The 20,589-nt window shown below is 62.9% G+C and carries 22 protein-coding genes; 11 read left to right on the top strand and 11 right to left on the bottom strand.

Annotation, left to right across the window (positions count from 1 at the left end; genetic code table 11):
- Positions 1 to 23: 23 nt before the first annotated feature.
- Positions 24 to 1,946: a molecular chaperone DnaK gene (gene dnaK / locus AC1Q80_RS00295; RefSeq protein ID WP_077499453.1), complete on the top strand. Its 1,923-nt coding sequence runs from the start codon at positions 24 to 26 to the stop codon at positions 1,944 to 1,946.
- A gap of 347 nt (positions 1,947 to 2,293) precedes the next feature.
- A complete protein-coding gene (gene dnaJ / locus AC1Q80_RS00290; RefSeq protein WP_077499455.1) occupies positions 2,294 to 3,430 on the top strand; it encodes a molecular chaperone DnaJ in 1,137 nt (378 codons plus the stop codon).
- Between the two features lie 23 nt (positions 3,431 to 3,453).
- Here dnaJ and AC1Q80_RS00285 read toward each other — a convergent pair whose 3' ends face one another.
- From AC1Q80_RS00285 to AC1Q80_RS00275, 3 genes are all read right to left on the bottom strand, one after another.
- Entirely contained in the window at positions 3,454 to 4,299 is an 846-nt protein-coding gene (locus tag AC1Q80_RS00285; protein ID WP_492359340.1) for a DUF2182 domain-containing protein, read from the bottom strand.
- Between the two features lie 5 nt (positions 4,300 to 4,304).
- Positions 4,305 to 4,940 carry a DUF1326 domain-containing protein gene (locus tag AC1Q80_RS00280; RefSeq protein WP_492359339.1) on the bottom strand — a complete coding sequence of 212 codons (636 nt, stop codon included), beginning with the start codon at positions 4,938 to 4,940 and terminating at the stop codon, positions 4,305 to 4,307.
- A gap of 178 nt (positions 4,941 to 5,118) precedes the next feature.
- Positions 5,119 to 5,868, bottom strand: a complete 750-nt coding sequence (locus AC1Q80_RS00275; RefSeq protein ID WP_492359338.1) for an SDR family oxidoreductase — start codon at positions 5,866 to 5,868, stop codon at positions 5,119 to 5,121.
- Positions 5,869 to 6,010: 142 nt separating this feature from the next.
- Between AC1Q80_RS00275 and AC1Q80_RS00270 the strand changes: the two genes are divergently transcribed.
- Both AC1Q80_RS00270 and AC1Q80_RS00265 read left to right on the top strand, forming a co-directional pair.
- A complete protein-coding gene (locus tag AC1Q80_RS00270) occupies positions 6,011 to 6,910 on the top strand; it encodes a LysR family transcriptional regulator (RefSeq protein ID WP_492359337.1) in 900 nt (299 codons plus the stop codon).
- Between the two features lie 178 nt (positions 6,911 to 7,088).
- On the top strand, positions 7,089 to 8,444 hold the full coding sequence (locus tag AC1Q80_RS00265) for a serine hydrolase (protein ID WP_492359336.1): 1,356 nt from the start codon (positions 7,089 to 7,091) through the stop codon (positions 8,442 to 8,444).
- A gap of 55 nt (positions 8,445 to 8,499) precedes the next feature.
- Here AC1Q80_RS00265 and AC1Q80_RS00260 read toward each other — a convergent pair whose 3' ends face one another.
- Both AC1Q80_RS00260 and AC1Q80_RS00255 read right to left on the bottom strand, forming a co-directional pair.
- Entirely contained in the window at positions 8,500 to 9,504 is a 1,005-nt protein-coding gene (locus AC1Q80_RS00260; protein WP_209788341.1) for an inorganic phosphate transporter, read from the bottom strand.
- Positions 9,504 to 10,148, bottom strand: coding sequence for a DUF47 domain-containing protein (locus AC1Q80_RS00255; RefSeq protein ID WP_173418564.1), 645 nt, complete (start codon positions 10,146 to 10,148; stop codon positions 9,504 to 9,506). The genes AC1Q80_RS00260 and AC1Q80_RS00255 overlap by 1 nt, the downstream gene beginning before the upstream one ends.
- A gap of 300 nt (positions 10,149 to 10,448) precedes the next feature.
- Here AC1Q80_RS00255 and recF point away from each other — a divergent pair, with 300 nt between their 5' ends.
- From recF to AC1Q80_RS00240, 3 genes are read left to right on the top strand one after another with little or no spacing between them, the layout of a single operon-like run.
- Positions 10,449 to 11,573 (top strand): DNA replication/repair protein RecF, encoded by a 1,125-nt coding sequence (gene recF / locus AC1Q80_RS00250; RefSeq protein WP_492359335.1) that lies wholly within the window; start codon positions 10,449 to 10,451, stop codon positions 11,571 to 11,573.
- A 28-nt stretch (positions 11,574 to 11,601) separates the two neighbouring features.
- Complete coding sequence (locus AC1Q80_RS00245) at positions 11,602 to 12,375, top strand: molybdopterin-synthase adenylyltransferase MoeB (protein ID WP_492359334.1); 774 nt, start codon at positions 11,602 to 11,604, stop codon at positions 12,373 to 12,375.
- Positions 12,375 to 12,842, top strand: coding sequence for a GNAT family N-acetyltransferase (locus AC1Q80_RS00240; RefSeq protein ID WP_492359333.1), 468 nt, complete (start codon positions 12,375 to 12,377; stop codon positions 12,840 to 12,842). Before AC1Q80_RS00245 ends, AC1Q80_RS00240 begins: the two co-directional genes overlap by 1 nt.
- On the opposite strand, the gene AC1Q80_RS00235 is transcribed toward AC1Q80_RS00240, so the two are convergent.
- Positions 12,843 to 13,847 carry a 2-hydroxyacid dehydrogenase gene (locus AC1Q80_RS00235; protein ID WP_053252511.1) on the bottom strand — a complete coding sequence of 335 codons (1,005 nt, stop codon included), beginning with the start codon at positions 13,845 to 13,847 and terminating at the stop codon, positions 12,843 to 12,845.
- A 177-nt stretch (positions 13,848 to 14,024) separates the two neighbouring features.
- On the opposite strand from AC1Q80_RS00235, the gene AC1Q80_RS00230 reads away from it, so the two are divergent.
- Positions 14,025 to 14,576 (top strand): SH3 domain-containing protein, encoded by a 552-nt coding sequence (locus AC1Q80_RS00230; RefSeq protein ID WP_173418559.1) that lies wholly within the window; start codon positions 14,025 to 14,027, stop codon positions 14,574 to 14,576.
- A gap of 43 nt (positions 14,577 to 14,619) precedes the next feature.
- Here the strand turns inward: AC1Q80_RS00230 and AC1Q80_RS00225 are convergent, their stop codons facing one another.
- Together AC1Q80_RS00225 and AC1Q80_RS00220 are read right to left on the bottom strand one after the other, a co-directional pair.
- On the bottom strand, positions 14,620 to 15,612 hold the full coding sequence (locus AC1Q80_RS00225; protein WP_173418558.1) for an adenosine kinase: 993 nt from the start codon (positions 15,610 to 15,612) through the stop codon (positions 14,620 to 14,622).
- Positions 15,613 to 15,698: 86 nt separating this feature from the next.
- Positions 15,699 to 16,127: a VOC family protein gene (locus AC1Q80_RS00220; RefSeq protein ID WP_492359332.1), complete on the bottom strand. Its 429-nt coding sequence runs from the start codon at positions 16,125 to 16,127 to the stop codon at positions 15,699 to 15,701.
- A gap of 70 nt (positions 16,128 to 16,197) precedes the next feature.
- On the opposite strand from AC1Q80_RS00220, the gene AC1Q80_RS00215 reads away from it, so the two are divergent.
- Positions 16,198 to 16,791, top strand: coding sequence for a TetR/AcrR family transcriptional regulator (locus AC1Q80_RS00215; protein WP_492359331.1), 594 nt, complete (start codon positions 16,198 to 16,200; stop codon positions 16,789 to 16,791).
- 18 nt (positions 16,792 to 16,809) lie between these two features.
- Here the strand turns inward: AC1Q80_RS00215 and nth are convergent, their stop codons facing one another.
- On the bottom strand, positions 16,810 to 17,583 hold the full coding sequence (gene nth / locus AC1Q80_RS00210) for an endonuclease III (protein ID WP_173418555.1): 774 nt from the start codon (positions 17,581 to 17,583) through the stop codon (positions 16,810 to 16,812).
- Between the two features lie 22 nt (positions 17,584 to 17,605).
- Here nth and AC1Q80_RS00205 point away from each other — a divergent pair, with 22 nt between their 5' ends.
- Both AC1Q80_RS00205 and AC1Q80_RS00200 read left to right on the top strand, forming a co-directional pair.
- Complete coding sequence (locus AC1Q80_RS00205; protein WP_173418554.1) at positions 17,606 to 18,103, top strand: DUF2244 domain-containing protein; 498 nt, start codon at positions 17,606 to 17,608, stop codon at positions 18,101 to 18,103.
- 73 nt (positions 18,104 to 18,176) lie between these two features.
- Complete coding sequence (locus AC1Q80_RS00200; RefSeq protein WP_173418553.1) at positions 18,177 to 19,049, top strand: methylated-DNA--[protein]-cysteine S-methyltransferase; 873 nt, start codon at positions 18,177 to 18,179, stop codon at positions 19,047 to 19,049.
- 52 nt (positions 19,050 to 19,101) lie between these two features.
- On the opposite strand, the gene AC1Q80_RS00195 is transcribed toward AC1Q80_RS00200, so the two are convergent.
- Positions 19,102 to 19,737 (bottom strand): 2,3-bisphosphoglycerate-dependent phosphoglycerate mutase, encoded by a 636-nt coding sequence (locus AC1Q80_RS00195; protein WP_077499491.1) that lies wholly within the window; start codon positions 19,735 to 19,737, stop codon positions 19,102 to 19,104.
- A gap of 31 nt (positions 19,738 to 19,768) precedes the next feature.
- Positions 19,769 to 20,587, bottom strand: coding sequence for a 4-hydroxy-tetrahydrodipicolinate reductase (dapB, locus tag AC1Q80_RS00190; RefSeq protein ID WP_492359330.1), 819 nt, complete (start codon positions 20,585 to 20,587; stop codon positions 19,769 to 19,771).
- Positions 20,588 to 20,589: the final 2 nt, after the last annotated feature.

Below are 20,589 nucleotides of genomic sequence, written 5' to 3'. Positions count from 1 at the left end.
GTCCGCTGCAAGGAGAGAACGACATGGCTAAAGTTATTGGTATTGACTTGGGAACGACCAACTCCTGCGTCGCCGTCATGGACGGAAAAGATGCGAAGGTCATTGAAAATGCCGAGGGTGCGCGCACGACCCCCTCGATGGTGGCATTCAGCGAAGACGGCGAACGTCTCGTTGGTCAGCCGGCCAAGCGCCAGGCGGTCACCAACCCGGAAAACACGCTTTTTGCGATCAAGCGCCTGATCGGCCGGACCTTCCAGGATCCGACCACGCAAAAAGACAAGGACATGGTGCCTTACAAGATCACCAAGGCCGACAATGGCGACGCCTGGGTCGAAGCGCACGGCACGAACTACTCGCCGTCGCAGATCTCCGCCATGATCCTTCAGAAGATGAAGGAAACGGCTGAATCCTACCTCGGTGAAAAGGTCGAGAAGGCCGTCATCACCGTCCCGGCCTACTTCAACGACGCTCAGCGCCAGGCAACCAAGGATGCCGGCAAGATCGCCGGTCTCGAAGTGCTGCGCATCATCAACGAGCCGACTGCTGCAGCGCTTGCCTACGGCCTCGACAAGAAGGACGGCAAGACGATCGCCGTTTATGACCTTGGCGGCGGCACGTTCGATATCTCGGTTCTCGAAATCGGCGACGGCGTCTTCGAAGTGAAGTCGACCAACGGCGACACCTTCCTCGGCGGTGAAGACTTCGACATGCGTCTGGTCCAGTACCTCGCCGGCGAGTTCAAGAAGGAACAGGGCATCGACCTGAAGAACGACAAGCTCGCTCTTCAGCGCCTGAAGGAAGCTGCCGAAAAGGCCAAGATCGAGCTGTCCTCGTCGCAGCAGACCGAAATCAACCTGCCGTTCATCACGGCGGACGCGTCCGGTCCCAAGCACCTGACGATGAAGCTGACCCGCGCCAAGTTCGAAGCGCTTGTCGACGACCTGATCCAGCGCACCGTTGCGCCGTGCAAGGCCGCCCTCAAGGATGCCGGCGTCTCGGCTGCCGAGATCGACGAAGTCGTTCTCGTCGGCGGCATGAGCCGCATGCCGAAGGTGCAGGAAACCGTCAAGCAGCTGTTCGGCAAGGAGCCGCACAAGGGCGTGAACCCGGATGAAGTCGTGGCCATGGGCGCTGCGATCCAGGCCGGCGTTCTGCAGGGCGACGTCAAGGACGTTCTCCTTCTCGACGTGACCCCGCTGTCGCTCGGCATCGAAACGCTCGGTGGCGTCTTCACCCGCCTGATCGAACGCAACACGACGATCCCGACCAAGAAGTCGCAGACCTTCTCGACCGCCGACGACAACCAGTCGGCCGTGACGATCCGCGTCTCCCAGGGCGAGCGCGAAATGGCAGCCGACAACAAGCTGCTCGGCCAGTTCGACCTCGTCGGCATTCCGCCGGCACCGCGCGGCATGCCGCAGATCGAAGTGACCTTCGACATCGACGCCAACGGCATCGTCCAGGTCTCGGCCAAGGACAAGGGTACGGGCAAGGAACACCAGATCCGCATCCAGGCATCCGGTGGCCTGTCCGACGCCGACATCGAGAAGATGGTCAAGGACGCCGAAGCCAATGCCGAAACCGACAAGAAGCGCCGCGAAGGCGTGGAAGCGAAGAACCAGGCAGAAAGCCTGATCCATTCTTCGGAAAAGTCGCTGAAGGACTATGGCGACAAGGTTTCGGAAACCGACCGCAACGCGATCTCCGACGCGATTGCCGCGCTGAAGACCGCCGTCGAGGCTTCCGAGCCTGACGCCGAAGACATCAAGGCCAAGACCAACACGCTGATGGAAGTCTCCATGAAGCTCGGTCAGGCGATCTATGAGGCCCAGCAGACGGACGCCGCCCATGCGGACGCCGCCGCTGACGCCGCCCGCGACGGCGATGTCGTCGATGCGGACTACGAAGAAGTCAACGACGAAGACGACCGCAAGCGTTCGGCCTAAGTCGCTCTCTGCTAGAGACGAAAAAGCCCGGGGTGACCCGGGCTTTTTTGTTGCTCTTTGTACCCCCGCAGGCTCGCGTCGAACGGTTTTTTCACGGGCGGGCGACACTGGACCCACGCCTCTGAGACGGCCGCCATGGGACAACGTCGTGGGCTGGAATGGCAACGAGCGGCGCCAGCGAGGCGCAAGACCGGCAGAAACGTCATTTTTCCGACAAAAAACCGCATCTGCAGCTCGATGGGCTATGGTATCGCGCTTCAAGGTTTACTAAATCCTGTGGCAAGGTAACCAGGCAGCCGCCGGGCCCCCGCGCTGGCACGCCTTGTCAACAGGACAATCTTTGAAGAATGAAACGTGATCTTTACGAAACGCTTGGCGTTGCCAAGACCGCGGATGAGAAGGAGCTGAAGAGCGCCTTCCGCAAACTGGCGATGAAGTATCATCCGGACAAGAACCCCGGCGACGCCGCCTCGGAAAAGACCTTCAAGGAAATCAACGAAGCCTACGAGACGCTCAAGGACCCGCAGAAGCGCGCGGCCTATGATCGCTATGGCCACGCAGCCTTCGAGCAGGGCGGCATGGGCAACGGCTTCGGCGGTGGTGCCGGCGGTGCCGGCGGGTTCTCCGACATCTTCGAAGACATCTTCGGCGAGATGATGGGTGGCGGACGCCAGCGGCGTTCATCGGGTGGCCGCGAGCGCGGCGCCGATCTGCGCTACAACATGGAAATCTCGCTGGAAGAGGCCTATTCCGGCAAGACCGCGCAGATCCGGGTCCCGACCTCGATCACCTGCGACGTCTGCACCGGCTCCGGCGCCAAGCCCGGCACCAGCCCGAAAACCTGCGGCACCTGTCAGGGCTCCGGCCGTGTGCGCGCCGCTCAAGGGTTCTTCTCGATCGAACGCACCTGCCCGACCTGCGGCGGCCGCGGCCAGACGATCACCGATCCCTGCACCAAGTGCCACGGCCATGGCCGCGTCACCGAAGAGCGCACGCTCTCCGTCAACATCCCGGCCGGCATCGAAGACGGCACCCGCATTCGCCTCTCCGGCGAAGGGGAAGCAGGTGTGCGTGGCGGGCCGGCGGGTGACCTCTACATCTTCCTCTCGGTCAAGCCGCATGAGTTCTACCAGCGCGATGGCGCCGATCTCTATTGCAGCGTGCCGATCTCCATGACGACGGCAGCCCTCGGCGGCAAGTTCGACGTCACCACGCTCGACGGCACCAAGTCGCGCGTGACGGTGCCGGAAGGCACCCAGGCCGGCAAGCAGTTCCGCCTGAAGGGCAAGGGCATGCCGGTGCTGCGCTCCAGCCAGACCGGCGATCTCTACATCCAGATGCAGATCGAAACCCCGCAGAAGCTGACCAAGCGCCAGCGCGAGCTGCTGCAGGAATTCGAGCAGATCTCGTCGAAGGACAACAACCCGGAATCCGCCGGCTTCTTTGCCCGGATGAAGGACTTCTTCGACACGCTGAGCGACTGACGCTCAGCGGCTGCCTCTAAAGATCACGTCATGGCCGCGAGCTGCCACAGCCCGGCCATGACGATCAGGGCGCCTGCGATGCGCGACAACAGCCGGCCGCCCGGCACGATCTTTTCGGCAAGGACGAAAATGGCGATCGCCGCGATCCACAGGACGTTCATCACCCCGCCGATGAACAAGAGCGCCATCAGCGCCCAGCAGCAACCGACACAATAAAGACCGTGCAGCAGACCGAGCCGGCAGGCACCGCCGGCATCGCGGCGAAAGCCGCCATGGTTCTGGATGAACAGGAACGGTGCCTGGCACTGCCTCAGGCAGGCGTCCTTCAGCGGCGTCCATTGAAAAAGCCCGACCGAAATCAGGATGACAGCGCTCAGACCGCGGCTGGCGCTCGCCAGCATCGGCGTCAGCAGCAGCGCTTCCTCCAGCAGCCATTGCCCTGATGTTGCGAGGGCGGCAAACAGAGTCCAGGCGGTAAGATAGCCGCCGGCAAAGAAGCCGGTGGCGGCAAATGGCTTGTTGTCGCGCGCCGCCTGCCGCCCGACACGGGCATAGAGCAGGATCATCGGCGCCGCCGAAGGCGTCATCATGCCGATCATCATCACCGCCCACATGACGAAGGCATAGCCGAATGTCGAAGCACTCCACGGGCGGAGGGTCGTATCACCCATCGACGCGATGGCATCCACCGTCATGTCCATGTCCATGATGCTCATGCCATCGCCCGAGGCGGGCATGACGGCCATGCTATCCATTCCCACTGCCAACCAGAGGATATAGAGCCAGGTAATCCCGGTTAGGGCCAGCAGCGAGAACGCGACGATCACCCGGTCGCGCCTGAGAAGCGTTTCGAGCGGGGTGTCGGCCATAACAGTCAGTGCACCACGCCGCTTTCAGTCAGATGCATGCTGGCAAAATGGGCGTGCGAATCCGGGATCGACAGCGCCAACGGCCCTTTGGTATCGGCCCAGCCGCGCCCGACTTCGCAGATATCGTATTCGAAGCCCTGCGGCAGGTTGATGCGCGCCTGATGCGGGCTCCCCGTCACCGGGTTCAGAATCGGCTCGCCGCGCGCGACGATCCAGCCGGGAACGTTCAACCGTGCTGTGCGGGCGCTCACGTCGACATCGAAATCGATTTCGGCAAAGACCGGGTCGTGAAAGGTTTCAAATGTGGTGGCAAACACCTGGAAGAAGGTCGCTCCCGGCTCGGTATCCTGGCCGCTCATGATGCGCAGCAACGACTCCCGTTGCGCCGGAGTGGCGCGGATATCGACGATCGGTACGACCGCCCCTTTGCCCTCGTGAATTGCGCCCGGCCAGGCCGCGATCAGTCCGCATCGCAAGCCGTCGAGCCGCGTTTCGCCGTGATGGCCGGTCTCGATCTCGATCCCGCCGACGGCGCAGCAATTGCCGTGGGTCGGCAGCGCGTTGAACTGGCAGGGGCAGCCATAGGCGCAATTGCAGTGAATGAATTCCCGGCCCTTTATGGTCCATCTGACACTCGACATCGTCTCCTCCCGGATCTGATCGGTGTGGAATTGCCTCATTCTCTTCCAATGCACGACGATTTATTAGAACGAAAAAATATACTCTTCTCGGCGACCGATGCCAACGCCGGAGGCGGCGCGGTCGCGGCCGGGACGGATTTCGCCGCCGCCCGGCGCCGAACGGCGGCGGCAAGCAATATCAGAGCGTGGCCATGCCACCGTCGATGATCAGCTCGGCACCGACGGTAAACGCGGCCTCGTCGGAGGCGAGGAAGACGACTGCCTTGGCGATCTCGCTTGCGTCGCCGAAACGGCCGAGTGGGATCTGTGCGGCGATCGATGCGACAATCTCCTTGTTTTCCGCCGGCGTCGCGCCGTGGCCATCATGCAACGGCGTCCTGATCGGGCCGGGGCTGACGGCATTGACGCGAATGCCGCGGCCGATCAGTTCACCGGAAAGGGTCTTGGCAAGCGAAAGCAATGCGGCCTTGCTGAGCGCATAGACGCTGGAGGTCGGCATGCCGATGTGCGCATTGATCGAGGTGTTGAGCACGATCGAGGCCGGCTTCGAAAAGAACGGCAACAGCGCCTGGATCAGGAAGAACGGACCTTTGACATTGATATCGAGCGACCGGTCGAAGCTGGCTTCATCCCAATTTTCGATCGGCTGCAGCTTGGCGATGCCGGCATTGACGAAGAGGATATCGAGATGGCCGAAGGCGGCCCTGACCTGCTCCGCAACAGCGGCCTGGCTGGCAGCGTTTCCGGCATCGGCCTCGATGACAAGAGCGCCTTCGCCGAGCACTTTGCGTGCCTCGGTGATGTTCTTCGGGTTGGTGCCGGTCACGGCGACGCGTGCGCCTTCGGCGATGAACTGCCGCGCCGTCTCGAGGCCGATGCCGCTGGTGCCACCGGTGATGAGCGCGGTCTTGTTCTGCAAGCGTGTCATGATGGATTTCCTTTTGTTGCGTTGGGTTCGGACCGATCGTCTTTGCATCGACCGCTGTCCTTCGATGCCGATAGATATGGCCGAAGATTTCCGTTCGGATTAGTCTGCCAATGATGGAACTCGAATTCGGGAAAACCGAACGATGCTGAAAATCGAAGGAATCGCCGCCTTTGTCGCGGTTGCGGAAGCCGGTTCGATCAGCGAGGCGGCGCGCCGGCTGAGGTTGTCGAAATCGGTGATCAGTGAACGAGTTTCCGACCTGGAACGCAGCCTGAACGCAACGCTCCTGCATCGCACCACGCGCAAGCTGACGCTGACCGAGGACGGCATCGCTTTTCGCGAGCGTGCCGTACGGATCGTCAGCGAGGTTCAGGCCGCCGCCAGCGATCTGGCCGAGCGCAGGGGAACACTGACGGGACCGCTCCGGATCGCCGCGCCCGTCAGCTTCGGGCATCTGCATCTCGGACCGGCGCTTTATCCGTTTCTGGCGGCACATCCCGAGATCGAACTGACGCTCGATCTCGACGACCGTCGGGTCGACGTCGCCTCGGAGGGCTTTGACGCGATCGTTCGTCACGGGGTCATCGCCGATTCACGGCTGATCGTGTGGAAACTTGCCAACAGCCGGCGCCTGCTGGTCGCCTCGCCCGAATACCTCGGCCGCCACGGCACGCCGGCCTCGCTGGCCGAACTCAACGACCATCGCGGCATCTTCTACACCAACCGCGGCGCCTCCGACTGGCGGTTCGAAGGGCCGGGCGGCTCGACCGTCATCCGCGCCCGAATGGCGCTCCGGATCAACAACGGCGACATGATCCACGATGCCGCCGTTGCCGGGCTCGGCATCGCGCTATTGCCGGCCTTCCTCTGCGGCCCCGCCGTGCGCGATGGCCGTTTGCGCGAGATCGATATCGGGTTTCTCCCCGAACCGGAGTTCATCTACATGGCCCACCCCGAGGGTCGGCGATCCTCGGCGAAACTAAAGGCAATCGCCGAGCACCTGAAAAAGGCTTTTGGCGATCCACCGCACTGGGATCCATAAGCCACCGGGCATTTCAGGCGCAACAGCTCGGCCCCGGCCCCACAGTCTGCGATACCTCGACCAAGTCTTGACCAGGTCTCGACTATCGAGGGTTGGTATGCGCCGAATGTGTCTTGCAACCGAAAATGGGATGCTTATCTCCCCTCCATGCGGCACCTCCTCCTTCTGGATCACCATCATGACGCTCGGCACAACCGCCCAGGCAGCCCCTCTCTCCGCAACCGATAACGAAATCCTGGAAATACTGACCACGCGTATCGACGAGCAGAAACAGTCGGTCGGCATCGTCGTCGGCATTATCGATGCGGCCGGACAACGGGTCGTCGCGCACGGCCGACTGGAGAAGGACCACCCGCGCCCGCTCGATGGCAACACCGTGTTCGAGATCGGCTCGGTGACCAAGGTCTTCACTGCACTCGCGCTTGCCGACATGGCCGAACGCGGCGGTGTCCAGCTCGACACACCGGTTTCGCAGCTGCTGCCGGAAAGCGTTGTCCTCAGGCAGGCAGCCGATGGCAAGCCGATCACGCTTGAACATCTGGCGATGCACATGTCCGGCCTGCCGCGATTGCCGGACAATCTGATGCCGGCCGACGATAACGATCCCTATGCCGACTATGGCGTCGCCAAGCTTTACGCCTTCCTTTCCAGTCACCAGCCGACCCGGCAACCCGGCGGTGAGCACGCGTATTCCAACCTCGGTTATGGCCTGCTTGGCCATGTGCTCGCGTTACAGTCGGGCCAGTCCTACGAGGCGCTCGTCAGGGAGCGCATCGCAATTCCGCTCGGCATGGCCGATACCGCGATCACCGCGCGTCCCGAATGGGAGGGGCGGCGCGCAACAGGGCACGATGCTGGCCTGGAGCCGACAAGCGATTGGGATCTCGGCGCGCTGCCAGGGGCAGGCGCACTGCGCTCGACCACCAACGATCTTCTGACCTTCCTGCAGGCGGCGATGGGCAAGAAGCCCTCATCCCTTGCGCCTGCGTTTGCCACGATGATTGCGACGCGGAAGCCGCTTGGCGACGGCAGCGAAGAGCAGGCACTCGGCTGGGTTATCTCCGGCGCCGGCGAAAGGCAGGTCGTCTGGCACAATGGCGGCACCGGCGGCTACCGATCGTTCGTCGGCTTCCGACCGTCGACCGGCGTCGGCGTCGTGGTCCTGTCGAACACCTCGACGGAAGTCGGCGTCGACGACATCGGCGTGCATCTGCTCGATCGCGAGAGGTCGCTCGCACCCGCCCCGGTTCAGCGGGTCGCCATCGCCGCCGACCCGGCAACCTACGACGCCTATGTCGGCACCTATCGGCTGTCGCCCGGTTTCGATCTGACGGTTTTTCGGGATGGCAACCGGTTGTTTGCGCAGGCAACGGGCCAGGGACCGATCGAAATTTTCGCCGAGGCGGAACATCGCTTCTTTGCAAGGTCGGTCGATGCGCAGATGACCTTCGAGGTCCCAGCGGGCGCGCGCGCCGCAAGCCTGACGCTGCATCAAAATGGCCAGGATAGCCCGGCCGCGCGCGTCGGGGACTGACGCGTCTCGAATTCAGAGGGGGCCGCCCCCGGCAATGTGCCGGAGGCGGATGAACTCACAGGAACAGGGCGACTGCGAAGTAGGTGAGCGCCGAGATAGCCGCAGCGGCCGGCATGGTCACGAACCAGGCGATGACAATGTTGCCGGCAAGGCCCCACCGCACCGCAGACACGCGCTTGGCGGCACCCACGCCGATGATGGCACCGGTGATGGTGTGGGTGGTCGATACCGGAATGCCGAGCCAGGTGGCGGCAAACAGCGTGATGGCACCGCCGGTTTCCGCGCAGAAGCCCTGCATCGGATTGAGCTTGGTGATCTTCGAACCCATCGTGTGCACGATGCGCCAACCGCCGAACAGCGTGCCGAGAGCGATTGCCGCCTGGCAGGTGATTACCACCCAGAACGGCACGTAGAACTCCGAACCGAGATAGCCCTGAGAGAACAGGAGCACGGCGATGATGCCCATGGTCTTCTGCGCGTCGTTGCCGCCATGGCCGAGCGAATAGAGCGAGGCCGAGATGAACTGCATCACCCGGAACTTGCGGTCGACGGCAAACGGCGTCTGGCGCACGAATATCCAGGACACGATGAGGATCAACAGGAGCGCCAGGAAGAAGCCGATCATCGGCGACATGAAGATGGCGCCAACGGTCTTGAGGAGGCCGGTCCAGACGATGGCGTCACCGCCGGTGCGCGCCAGGCCAGCACCGACGAGACCGCCGATCAGCGCATGCGAGGAGCTCGACGGGATGCCGAAGATCCAGGTCGCTATGTTCCAGAAGATCGCGCCCATCAGCGCCGCGAAGATCACCAGCGGCGTAACGATGCTGGGATCGATGATGCCCTTTCCGAGCGTCTCGGCCACGTGCAGGCCGAAAAACAGGAAGGCGATGAAATTGAAGAACGCCGCCCAAAGGACCGCGTATTGCGGCCGCAGCACCCGGGTCGAAACGATCGTCGCGATCGAGTTGGCGGCGTCATGCAGCCCGTTGAGAAAGTCGAAGAACAGCGCAATCGCGATCAGCGCGACAAGCAGCGGCAGGGCGAGCGTCGCGTCCATCAGACGTTCTCGATCACGATGCCGCTGACCTCGTTGGCAACATCCTCGAAGCGGTCGACGACCTTTTCGAGTTCGCCATAGATCTCGCTGCCAATGATGTAGGCCATCGCGTTGTTGGCGCCGTGGCGGCGGAATAGATCCTTCAGGCCCTGATCGTGCAACTCGTCGGACCGGCCTTCGATGCGCGTTATCTCTTCGGCAATTGCAATGAGCCGGCCATGGTTGGTGCCGATGCGATCGAGCAGCGGAATGGCCTCAGCGATCAGATGCGCCGCCTGAACGACGATGGCGCCCATTTCCTGCATGCCCGGATCGAAGGTCTTCTGTTCGAACAGCCGGATCGTCTTGACCGTCTTGTGCATCATGTCGATGGCATCGTCCATCGACTGGATGAGGTCCTTGATGTCGCCGCGATCGAACGGCGTGATGAAGGAGCGGCGGACGGCCAGAAGCACGTCGCGGGTGATGTTGTCAGCCTCGTCCTCGAGCGCGACGATGCGGTCACAATGTTTTTCGAGGTCGCTACCACCGGCCAGAAGCTTTTCGAGCGCTTCGGCGGCACCGACGACGGTGCGCGAATGGTGAGCGAAGAGATCAAAGAAGCGGTCTTCGCGGGGAAGGAGTTTGCGGAACCAAGCCAGCATCACACATATATCCGTTCGTGGATTGTCATGCGGCTGTCATATTGTACGCAGGCCATCAAGAAAAGCGCTGAAACACTGGGATTGCAAGGCTTTCCCCGCCGTTATCGCGCATTTTTCGCTGCAAATGGCCGAGGCTGCCTTTCGCCTTGCCTTGGCGGCCGCTTTCGTCCTACTGCATGATTTCCTATATCGGCATCGATTTAGGTCGAGAATTATGCAGTGCGCTGAAAGTGTTGGAGCGTCCTTGCGCGTCCTTTCCGGCGCGCTGTTACTGGCGCCGAAGTCGAATCCGGACCCGAAATGCCACAGAAGGTCTTTCTCAATCGTCTGAAGCTGAGCGAGTTCCGCAATTACACGGCGCTGTCGCTTTCGCTCGACCAGCGGCATATCGTGCTGACCGGCGAGAACGGCGCCGGCAAAACCAATCTGATGGAAGCGGTGTCGTTTCTATCGCCCGGCCGCGGTCTTCGGCGCGCGGCCTATGCCGATGTCGCCCGCGTCGGCGCCAGCGACGGCTTCTCGGTCTTCGCCGAAGTTGTCGGCATGGAAGGTCCGGTCGAGATCGGCACCGGAACCGCCGGCACCAACGAAGGACAATCGCGACGGCTGCGGCTGAACGGCACGGCGGCGAGCACGGTCGATGAACTGACCGACCATTTGCGCGTGCTTTGGCTGACGCCGGCCATGGACGGCCTCTTCACCGGCCCCTCGGCCGACCGCCGCCGCTTCCTTGACCGGCTGGTGCTTTCGCTCGATCCCGAACATGGCAGGCGCGCCAGCGAATTCGACCGCGCCATGCGCAGCCGCAATCGGCTCCTCAGCGAATTTCGTCCTGATCCGGCCTGGCTCACTGCCATCGAAAAGGAAATGGCCGGGCTCGGCGTGTCGATGGCGCTGGCCCGACAGGAAATGCTGGGCCTGCTGACGGCGCTGGTTGAAAGAAATACCGGCGACAGCGTCTTTCCGTCCGCGCGTCTGGCGCTCTCTGGCTTCTTCGACAATGAGAGCCACAGGCCGGCCTTCGACCTTGAAGAGCAATATCTGACCATGCTGCGCGAGGGCCGGCCGCGCGATGCGGCCGCCGGCCGGACGCTGGACGGACCCCACCGCAGCGACCTGTTGATCCGTCACCGCGAAAAGGACATGGAGGCCGAGCGCTGCTCGACCGGCGAGCAGAAGGCGCTGCTCGTCGGCCTGGTGCTCGCCCATGCACGCCTTGTCGGCGACATGACCGGCCACGCCCCGATCCTGCTGCTCGACGAGATCGCCGCGCATCTCGACATGGGCCGCCGCGCCGCCCTTTTCGATCTCGTCGACGGGCTTGGCGGCCAGGCCTTCATGACCGGAACGGACCGTGCGATGTTCGATGCGCTCGGCGAGCGCGGCCGGTTCCTGACCGTGGAACATGGGAGCGTTTCGGGATGATGGAGCCGATGATGGAAAGTGTGCGCTCATGACCAACACCAGCCTCGACCCATCGGAAATCGCGCGCTATGCGCGCCACATCATCCTGCCGGAACTCGGCGGTGCAGGGCAGCAGAAGCTGAAAGCCGCGCGCGTTCTCGTCATCGGTGCCGGCGGCCTCGGCGCTCCCGTGCTGAAATATCTGGCTGCCGCCGGCGTCGGCACACTCGGCATCGTCGACGACGACGTGGTGTCCTTGTCGAACCTGCAACGGCAGGTGATCCACCGCACCGCCGACATCGGCCTGCCAAAAGTCGACAGCGCCGCTACGGCAATCGGCGCACTCAATCCGCATGTGGCGGTCGAGCCGCATCCCTTTCGCCTTGCCCCCGACAACGCCGAGGCACTGTTTGTCCAATACGACCTGGTGATCGACGGCTCGGACAATTTCGACACGCGCTATCTCGCCGCCGATACGGCGGCAAGCACCGGCATTCCGCTCGTCACCGGCGCGGTCGGTCGCTTCGACGGGTCGCTGACGGTGCTGATGCCCTATCGCACCGGCAAGGATGGCGCGCCCAACCCGTCCTACCGCGACCTCTTTCCTGAGCCGCCTCCGCCAGGCGTGGTACCGTCTTGCGCCGAGGCCGGCATCATCGGCGCGTTGACCGGCGTCATCGGAACATTGCAGGCTATGGAAGCCATCAAGGTGATCGCCGGCATCGGCGAGCCGCTCGTCGGCCGACTGTTGATGTATGATGCGCTCTCGGCGCAGTTCAGCACCATCCGTTATCGCAGGCGCGGGACCGACAAGGCGGACTGATGCAGATCATCGAAATCGACGCGACCTTCGATCGCTACTGGGAATTACTGGATCTGATCCTGAAAGCTTTTGCCTACATGGATGGGCGGATCGACCCGCCGTCGTCAGCCCATGCGCTGACGGTCGCAGGTTTGAAGCAGAAAGCTTCGGCAGAAATCGGATTGATCGCCCTCGATGGACCGGAACTGGCGGGCTGCATCTTCTGCAAGCCGGAGACCGATTGCCTCTACGTCGGCAAGCTTGCAGTCGCTGAGGGTTATCGGGGTCAGGGCGTTGGCCGGCTGTTGCTGGCAAAGGCCGAAGACACGGCACGCAGTCGCAACCTATCCGCCCTGAGACTGCAGACGCGGATCGAACTCACCGAAAACCACCGGACGTTTGCGGCCTGGGGCTTTGTCGAAACCGGCAGGACAGCGCATCCGGGCTTTGCCCGCCCCACCACCATCGAAATGCGCAAGACACTCTGATCAGTCGCGACCGGGCAGCACCCGGTCCGGCGGCCGATGACCGTCGAAGAAGGTGCGGATGTTGATCACCACCTTGTCGCCCATGTCGATACGGCCCTCGAGCGTCGCCGAACTCATATGCGGCAAAAGCACGACCTTGCCTTCGCCAGCAAGCTTGATGAGCTTGGGATTGACCGCAGGCTCGTTCTCGAAAACGTCGAGCCCGGCCCCGGCGATCTTGCCTTCGCGCAGGCACTTGATCAGCGCCGTCTCGTCGATGATGCCGCCGCGGGCGGTGTTGACGATGTAGCTTTCCGGGCGCATCAGCGCCAGGCGGCGGGCAGAAAGAAGATGATAGGTCGCCGGCGTCGAGGGGCAATTGACCGAGACGATGTCGACGCGGGCAAGCATCTGATCGAGGCTGTCCCAATAGGTCGCCTCCAGCATCTCCTCGGTCTCGGCTTTGACCCGGTGACGGTTGTGATAGTGGATCGACAGACCGAAGGCCTTGGCACGACGGGCGACGGCGGTGCCGATGCGGCCCATTCCGACGATACCGATGCGTTTGCCGGCAATGCGGCGGCCAAGCATCCAGGTCGGCGACCAGCCGGCCCACTCGCCCTTGCGATCGGTCAGGATCTGCGCACCTTCCGCAAGCCGGCGCGGCACCGCCAGGATCAGTGCCATCGCCATGTCGGCGGTATCCTCGGTCAGGACGTTCGGCGTGTTGGTGACCGTGATGCCCTTTCGCGCGGCGGCATCGACGTCGATGTTGTCGACGCCGTTGGAGAAGCTCGCGATCAGCTTCAATTGGGGGCCTGCCTGCTCGATCAGGGCCGCGTCGATCCGGTCGGTCACGGTCGGCACGAGCACGTCGGCGCGCTTCACCGCCGCCACAAGCTCCGGCTGACTGCGGGGCGTATCGTCGATGTTGAGCTCGGCGTCGAACAGCTCGCGCATGCGGGTTTCGACGATGTCCGGCAGTTTCCGGGTGATGTAGACCTTGGGCTTCTTCTTGCTTGTCATTGCTGCGATGGGCCTCGTTGACGGGTCCTTAACCAAGTTGGGCGATACTTTCTCCCTGTAGCCGCAATTTCTACCAGACCCGGTCGGGAAGACAAACAAAACTCGCTGCGTCGTCCCCGCGATTTACGCCCCGGCCAAGCGCCCTGGGTGAACTGCGCCTGCAAGTTGCCACGGAAAATGAGCTTCGTCATGCGTCACGTCATTTCCAAACTCTCGTTCGCGTTGATCGCCGCCTTCGTCGGCGCGGTCATTACGACTTCGGGCGCCCATGCCCAGGCCGCCAAGGGAGCCAGCGGGTTGCCGCTGCCGCGATTCGTCAGCCTCAAGGCCAAGAGCGTCAATCTGCGCATCGGCCCGAGCGTCGACTATGCGGTGGCGTTCCGTTACCTCAGGCCGGGCGTGCCGGTGGAAATCATTCAGGAATACGATAACTGGCGCCGCATCCGCGACGCCGATGGCACCGAAGGCTGGGTGAATCAGGCGCTTCTGTCGGGCGACCGCACCGCCGTCACCGCGCCATGGATGCGCGGCAAGGGCGAAGGCGTGTTCGTCAACCTGCGGCGCGAGCCCCAGAGCACCGCGGCGATCGTCGCCCGCATGGAGCCCGGCGTGGTCATCCGCGTGGGTGAATGCAACGGTGACTGGTGCCACATCGAAACCCAGGGCGTCGACGGCTGGATCGTCCAGAGCGAGATCTGGGGCGCCTATCCGGGCGAAGCCTTCAAGTAAAGGCTACACCCTCTTTTCGTTTAGAGAGAAAACCCGGCTCGCCTCAGGCGAGCTCGGCCTGCTTGGCGGCAGCAGCGAGCGAGACCATCGGCCGCGGACCGATCTGGCCGATGACGATACCGGCTGCGAGATTGCCGAGCTTGCTGCAATCCTCGATAGACCGACCGGTCGTATATCCGTGGAGAAAGCCGGCTGCGTAAAGATCGCCGGCCCCTGTCGTGTCAACGACCTGCGCAAGCGGCGTCGCACCGACGCGGATGCGTTCTGCGCCGCGCACGACGACGGAGCCTTCCTCGCTCAAGGTCACGGCTGCAAGCTTGCAGTCCTTCGACAGCTTTTCCAGCGCCAGGTCGAAATCCTCTGTCTCGTAAAGTGCGAGCGCTTCCTGCTTGTTGGCAAAGACGATGTCGACGGTGCCGGAGCGCATCAGCTCGAGAAACTCGTCGCGATAGCGGTGAACGCAGAAACTGTCCGACAGGGTCATCGCGGTTTCGCGACCGTTTTCATGGGCGATCTTGGCGGCCTCGCGGATCGCATCTTTGGCGCGGGGCGGATCCCAGAGGTAGCCCTCGAAATAGGTGACCTTGGATTGCGCGACGACGTCGGCTTCCACGTCCTCCGGGCCAAGCTCGACGCAGGCGCCGAGATAGGTGTTCATCGAGCGCTCACCATCCTCGGTCACGAAGATCATCGAGCGCGCCGTCGGCGGCACGGTTTCGAGCGGCCTAGTCTGGAAGTAGACGCCCTGGGCGCGAATGTCGTGCGCGAAGATCTCGCCGAGCTGGTCGTTGGTCGTCTTGCCGAAATAGGCGGCACGGCCGCCAAGGCTGGCGACGCCGGCCGCCGTGTTGCCGGCGCTGCCGCCGGAAGCTTCTACGGCTGGGCCCATGCGCGAGTACAACAGCTCCGCCCGGTCAGCATCGATGAGGTTCATCGCGCCCTTGATGATGCCGTTTTCGCTCAGAAAGCCGTCATCGCAGCGCGCAATGATATCCACGATCGCATTGCCGATCGTCAGCACGTCGTATTTTGTCATGAACTCCGTCCAGTTTCCCTAATGGCCGGTGTTCGTTAATAGCGGTTTTCCAGCCATTTGGAAGACAAAACACGCGCGCACCGCGATCATTCCGCCGGAAGTGCGCTGACGTCATAGGCGGCAGCAAACTCGACACTCGGCGGAATCGGCTTGATGATGTCGATCAGGACGCCGTTCGGATCGGTGGTGATGAAATGGCGCTGACCGAAATCCTCATCGCGGATGGCCAGCAGGATCGGCAGACCAGCCGCGCGGCAGTCGGCATAAACGGCATCCGCATCCTCGACCTCGAAGTTGAGAAGCAATCCACCAACAGGCTTGCGAGCTTGTTCCGGAATGGTCTCATGACGATAGTCGAGGATGGCGAGCGCCACCGTCTCGGATTCGGAAGATTGCAGATGCACGTACCAATCGCTGGTGAACAGTGCCTTGAAGCGAAAATTGTCGACGTAGAAGGCCGCGGTTGCCGCAACGTCTGACGTCATGATGACGGGATAGTAGCTCGTCGATTTCATGGCTTTTCCTCGGGTTCGTATTATCATACAGTCTGCATGTATTTATCGAATTAACATACAGGCTGAATGTATGCAAATGGAATCGCCACGCCGCACCAACCGCGAACGCTCCGACACGACCCGCGCTGCCATCCTCGACGCGGCCCACGGACTGTTCGTCGCGCGCGGTTATGCGGAGACGTCGACTCCGGACATCGTGGCGGCCGCCGGCCTGACGCGCGGGGCGCTCTACCACCATTTCGAAGATAAGAGGGCGCTGTTTCGCGCGGTTGCCGAGCGCGAAGCCGGTGCCGTGGCGGCGCAGATCGAGCAGGCGACCGTCGATGACCTGACGTCGCGCGATGCGCTGATAGCGGGCGCAAGAGCCTTCTTCGACGCGATGGCAGAACCCGGTCGAATCCGCATCCTGCTGCTCGACGGGCCGGCCGTGCTCGGCACGCGCGAGATGGCCGCGATCGATGCAGCCAATGCCCAGAGGACGCTGGAAGACGGTTTGGCGGAAGCGATGGCGCCGAAGGTCATTGACCGGGACGCATTGGCTGCAACAGCAACTCTTCTGTCGGCGGCTTTTGATCGTGCGGCATTGGAGATTGCCGAAGGCGCTCCGACGGACCTCTACGTTGAAGCGATCAGTCAGCTCATCGACGGACTGATTTCCACCTGAGCCCGCCTCCGGCCGAAATCAGCCAGCCACCGGAAGAACCTGCTGCGGCAACTCGACCAGCGGCGCCGGAATGTCGCAGGTCTTCTCCGGCGACTTGCAGATATCGGCAATGACGCAGCGCTCGCATTCCGGCTTGCGCGCCTTGCAGCAATAACGGCCATGCAGGATCAGCCAGTGATGCGCGTGGTAGAGATATTCGTCGGGAATGATACGCGAGAGCTTCGCTTCAACCTCGTCCGGGGTCTTGCCCGGCGCCAGACAGAGCCGGTTGGCTATACGCAGGATATGGGTGTCGACGGCGATCGTCGCCTGGCCGAAGGCCATGGACAGCACGACATTGGCGGTCTTGCGTCCGACGCCCGGCAACGTCACCAGTTCCTCGCGCGTGCGCGGCACCTCGCCGCCGAAATCTGTGATCAGCTTTTCGCTGAGCGCGATGACGTTCCTCGCCTTGTTGCGGAAAAGCCCGATGGTCTTGATGTAATCGCGGACTTTCTCCTCGCCCAGCGCCAGCATCTTTTCCGGCGTGTCGGCAATGGCGAAGAGCGCGCGCGTCGCCCGGTTGACGCCGGCGTCCGTCGCCTGTGCCGACAGGGCGACGGCCACCACCAGGGTGAAAGGATTGACGTGTTCCAGCTCCCCCTTCGGCTCCGGCCGCTGGATTGAAAAGCGCCGGAAAATCTCCGCGATTTCCTCGCGACTGTAGACGCCCGTCGTTCGCGGAGCGGGGCGTTTCGACGCCGGCTTCTTTTTCGCGGGCGTGCCCGGCAATTTCGGCTTCACGTTTTTCATGATGCATCTATAGTCAATGGTCATGACTGATGGCAACGACGAGACGGCTGCCGGCGAAGAGCCGGTGTTCAGCGCCGAATTGACCCCCTACCGCTCGCTCGGCTTCAAGGGGTTCAAGGTGTTTTTTCTGATCGCCGGGTTGCTCAGCCTGGTGCATGCAGTCGTATTCATGGTGATCGGCGCCTGGCCGATCGTGTTCTTCTTCGGGTTGGATTTCGCGCTGCTGTTCGGCGCCTTCTGGCTGAACTACCGCTCGGCACGCGCCCGAGAAGAGGTGCGCGTTTCGCGAACCGACGTTTCAGTGCGCAAATTCACGCCATCAGGCCGGATGACAGAGCATCGTTTCAACCCGTTCTGGGCGCGCTTCAACATCGCGCGGCACCAGGAGATCGGCATCGTCTCGATGAGCGTCAGCGACGGCGGGAACCGGACCGATGTCGGCTCCTTCCTCAACCGCGACGACCGGGAAACCTTCGCCACCGCGTTTTCCGGGGCACTTGCAACCGTGCGCCGCCGCTGACGGAACCCGATCAAGTTTCGGGTGGCAACGGCACCGGCGCCATGATTACCTGTGTCACGACAGGAGATGACCGATGAACATAGCGACAACCCTCCCGACCGATATCACGCCCGGCGGCACCGATTACGACACGGTGAGAAGCGTGATCGAAATGCTCACCGAAGAGTATCGCGAACAGCCTTCACTCGACGCGATCGCCCAGAGGCTGAAGCAATCGCCGACGCAGTTGCAGAAGGTCTTTACGCGCTGGGCCGGGCTTTCCCCGAAGGCCTTTCTGCAGGCGGTCACGCTCGACCATGCCAAGCGGCTGTTGCGCCAGGAGGACATGCCGCTCTTGGAGACCAGCATCGAGGTCGGACTATCAGGCCCGAGCCGGTTGCACGACCTGTTCGTCACCCATGAGGCAATGTCGCCGGGTGAGTGGAAGGCCCGCGGCGCCGGCCTTGTCATCCGCTACGGCTATCACCCTTCCCCCTTTGGCACCGCGCTGGTGATGATCACCGACCGCGGCCTGGCCGGCCTTGCCTTTGCCGATGGCGGCGGTGAGCAGGAGAGTTTCGAGGACATGGCGCGTCGCTGGCCGAACGCCGCTTACGTCGAGGACAGCGCGGCGACGGCGCAATATGCCGCTCGCATTTTCGATCCGGAACGCTGGTGCGACGACCAGCCCTTGCGGATCTTCCTGATCGGCACCGACTTCCAGATCCGGGTCTGGCAGGCGCTCTTGAAGATCCCGCTTGGCCGCGCCACGACCTATTCGACGATCGCCGGAGAGATCGGTCAGCCGACCGCCTCGCGCGCCGTCGGAGCGGCTGTCGGCGCCAACCCGATCTCCTTCGTCGTTCCCTGCCACCGGGCGGTCGGCAAGAGCGGCGCTCTCACCGGCTATCACTGGGGGCTGACACGCAAGCGTGCCATCCTCGGCTGGGAGGCCGGCAAGGCTTGAAAACGAAAAAGGGGCGCGATGCGCCCCTTTTGCTTGTTGATGCATGCTCGGCTCAATGCGCGGCCGACATGTCGCCCAACACTTCCTTGGAAGCGACCGTCGAATTGGCGTTGAGCATGTAGACCATCGGCACGCCAGTCGCGAGATTGAGCTTCAGGATTTCTTCCTTGGTCAAACGGTCGAGAACCATGACCAGCGAACGCAGCGAGTTGCCGTGCGCAGCGACGAGAACCTTCTCGCCGGCCAGCACGCGCGGCAGGATTTCCGTCAGGTAATAGGGCCATACGCGGGCGCCGGTGTCGCGCAGGCTTTCGCCGCCCGGCGGCGGAATGTCGTAGGAACGGCGCCAGATATGCACCTGCTCTTCGCCCCATTTTTCGCGAGCATCATCCTTGTTGAGACCGGAGAGGTCGCCATAGTCGCGCTCGTTCAGAGCCTGATCGCGGATAGTTTCGAGCGATGGCTGGCCAACGGCATCGAGCACGAACTGGCAGGTACGCTGAGCGCGGATCAGCGACGATGTAAAGGCGATGTCGAACTTGATGCCGTAGTCGGCGAGCGCCTGGCCGCCGGCCTTGGCTTCTTCGACGCCAAGCTCGGTCAGGTCAGGATCACGCCAGCCGGTGAACAGGTTCTTCAGGTTCCAGTCGCTCTGGCCATGCCGGACGAGGACGAGGGTGCCGCTCATATGATTTCCCCTTGAGATGATAGAGATGGTGTCAGTCGAGCCCGAGAACATCGAGCATGGAGTAGAAGCCGGGTTTCTGGTCCCGCGCCCAGAGCGCTGCAGTCACCGCACCGCGTGCGAAGATCGAGCGGTCGGTGGCGCTGTGGGACAAGGTCACTTGCTCCCCTTCGCCGGCGAGAATGACCGAATGTTCGCCGATCACCGAGCCACCGCGCAGCGTCGCAAACCCGATCGTGCCCTGCGGGCGGGCGCCGGTGTGACCGTCGCGCACGCGCACGGAATTTTCAGAAAGGGCAATGCTGCGCCCCTTCGCCGCCGCTTCACCGAGGAGCAGCGCTGTACCGGAGGGGGCGTCCACCTTGTGCTTGTGGTGCATCTCGAGGATCTCGATGTCCCAGCCAGCCGAACCAAGGGCACGCGCCGCCTTCTCCGTGAGCACGCCGAGAAGGTTGACGCCGAGGCTCATATTGCCCGATTTGACGATGCGGGCATGACGCGCGGCGGCACGGATCTTCGCGACGTCGTCCGCGCCACAGCCGGTGGTGCCGATGACATGCACGATACGTGCCTGCGCGGCCAGGCCGGCAAATTCGACGGTGCCGGCAGGCGAAGTGAAATCGAGAACGCCTTCGGCTTCGACGAAGGCTTCGAGCGGCTTGTCGGTGACCGAGACGCCGATCGATCCGAGACCGGCGATTTCGCCGGCGTCGCGGCCGATGAAGGGCGAGCCTGGACGCTCCACCGCCGCATGCAAGCGGACGCCATCCATGCCATTGATCATACGGATCAGCGTCTGGCCCATGCGACCGGCCGCGCCGACGACCACAAGCTTCATGTCCGTTGTGCTCATCG

Source organism: Ensifer sp. GW823-FHT05D09 (assembly GCF_058795755.1).
The sequence above is the reverse complement of the archived record's forward strand: the minus strand, read 5'-3'. Positions and strand labels throughout refer to the sequence as shown.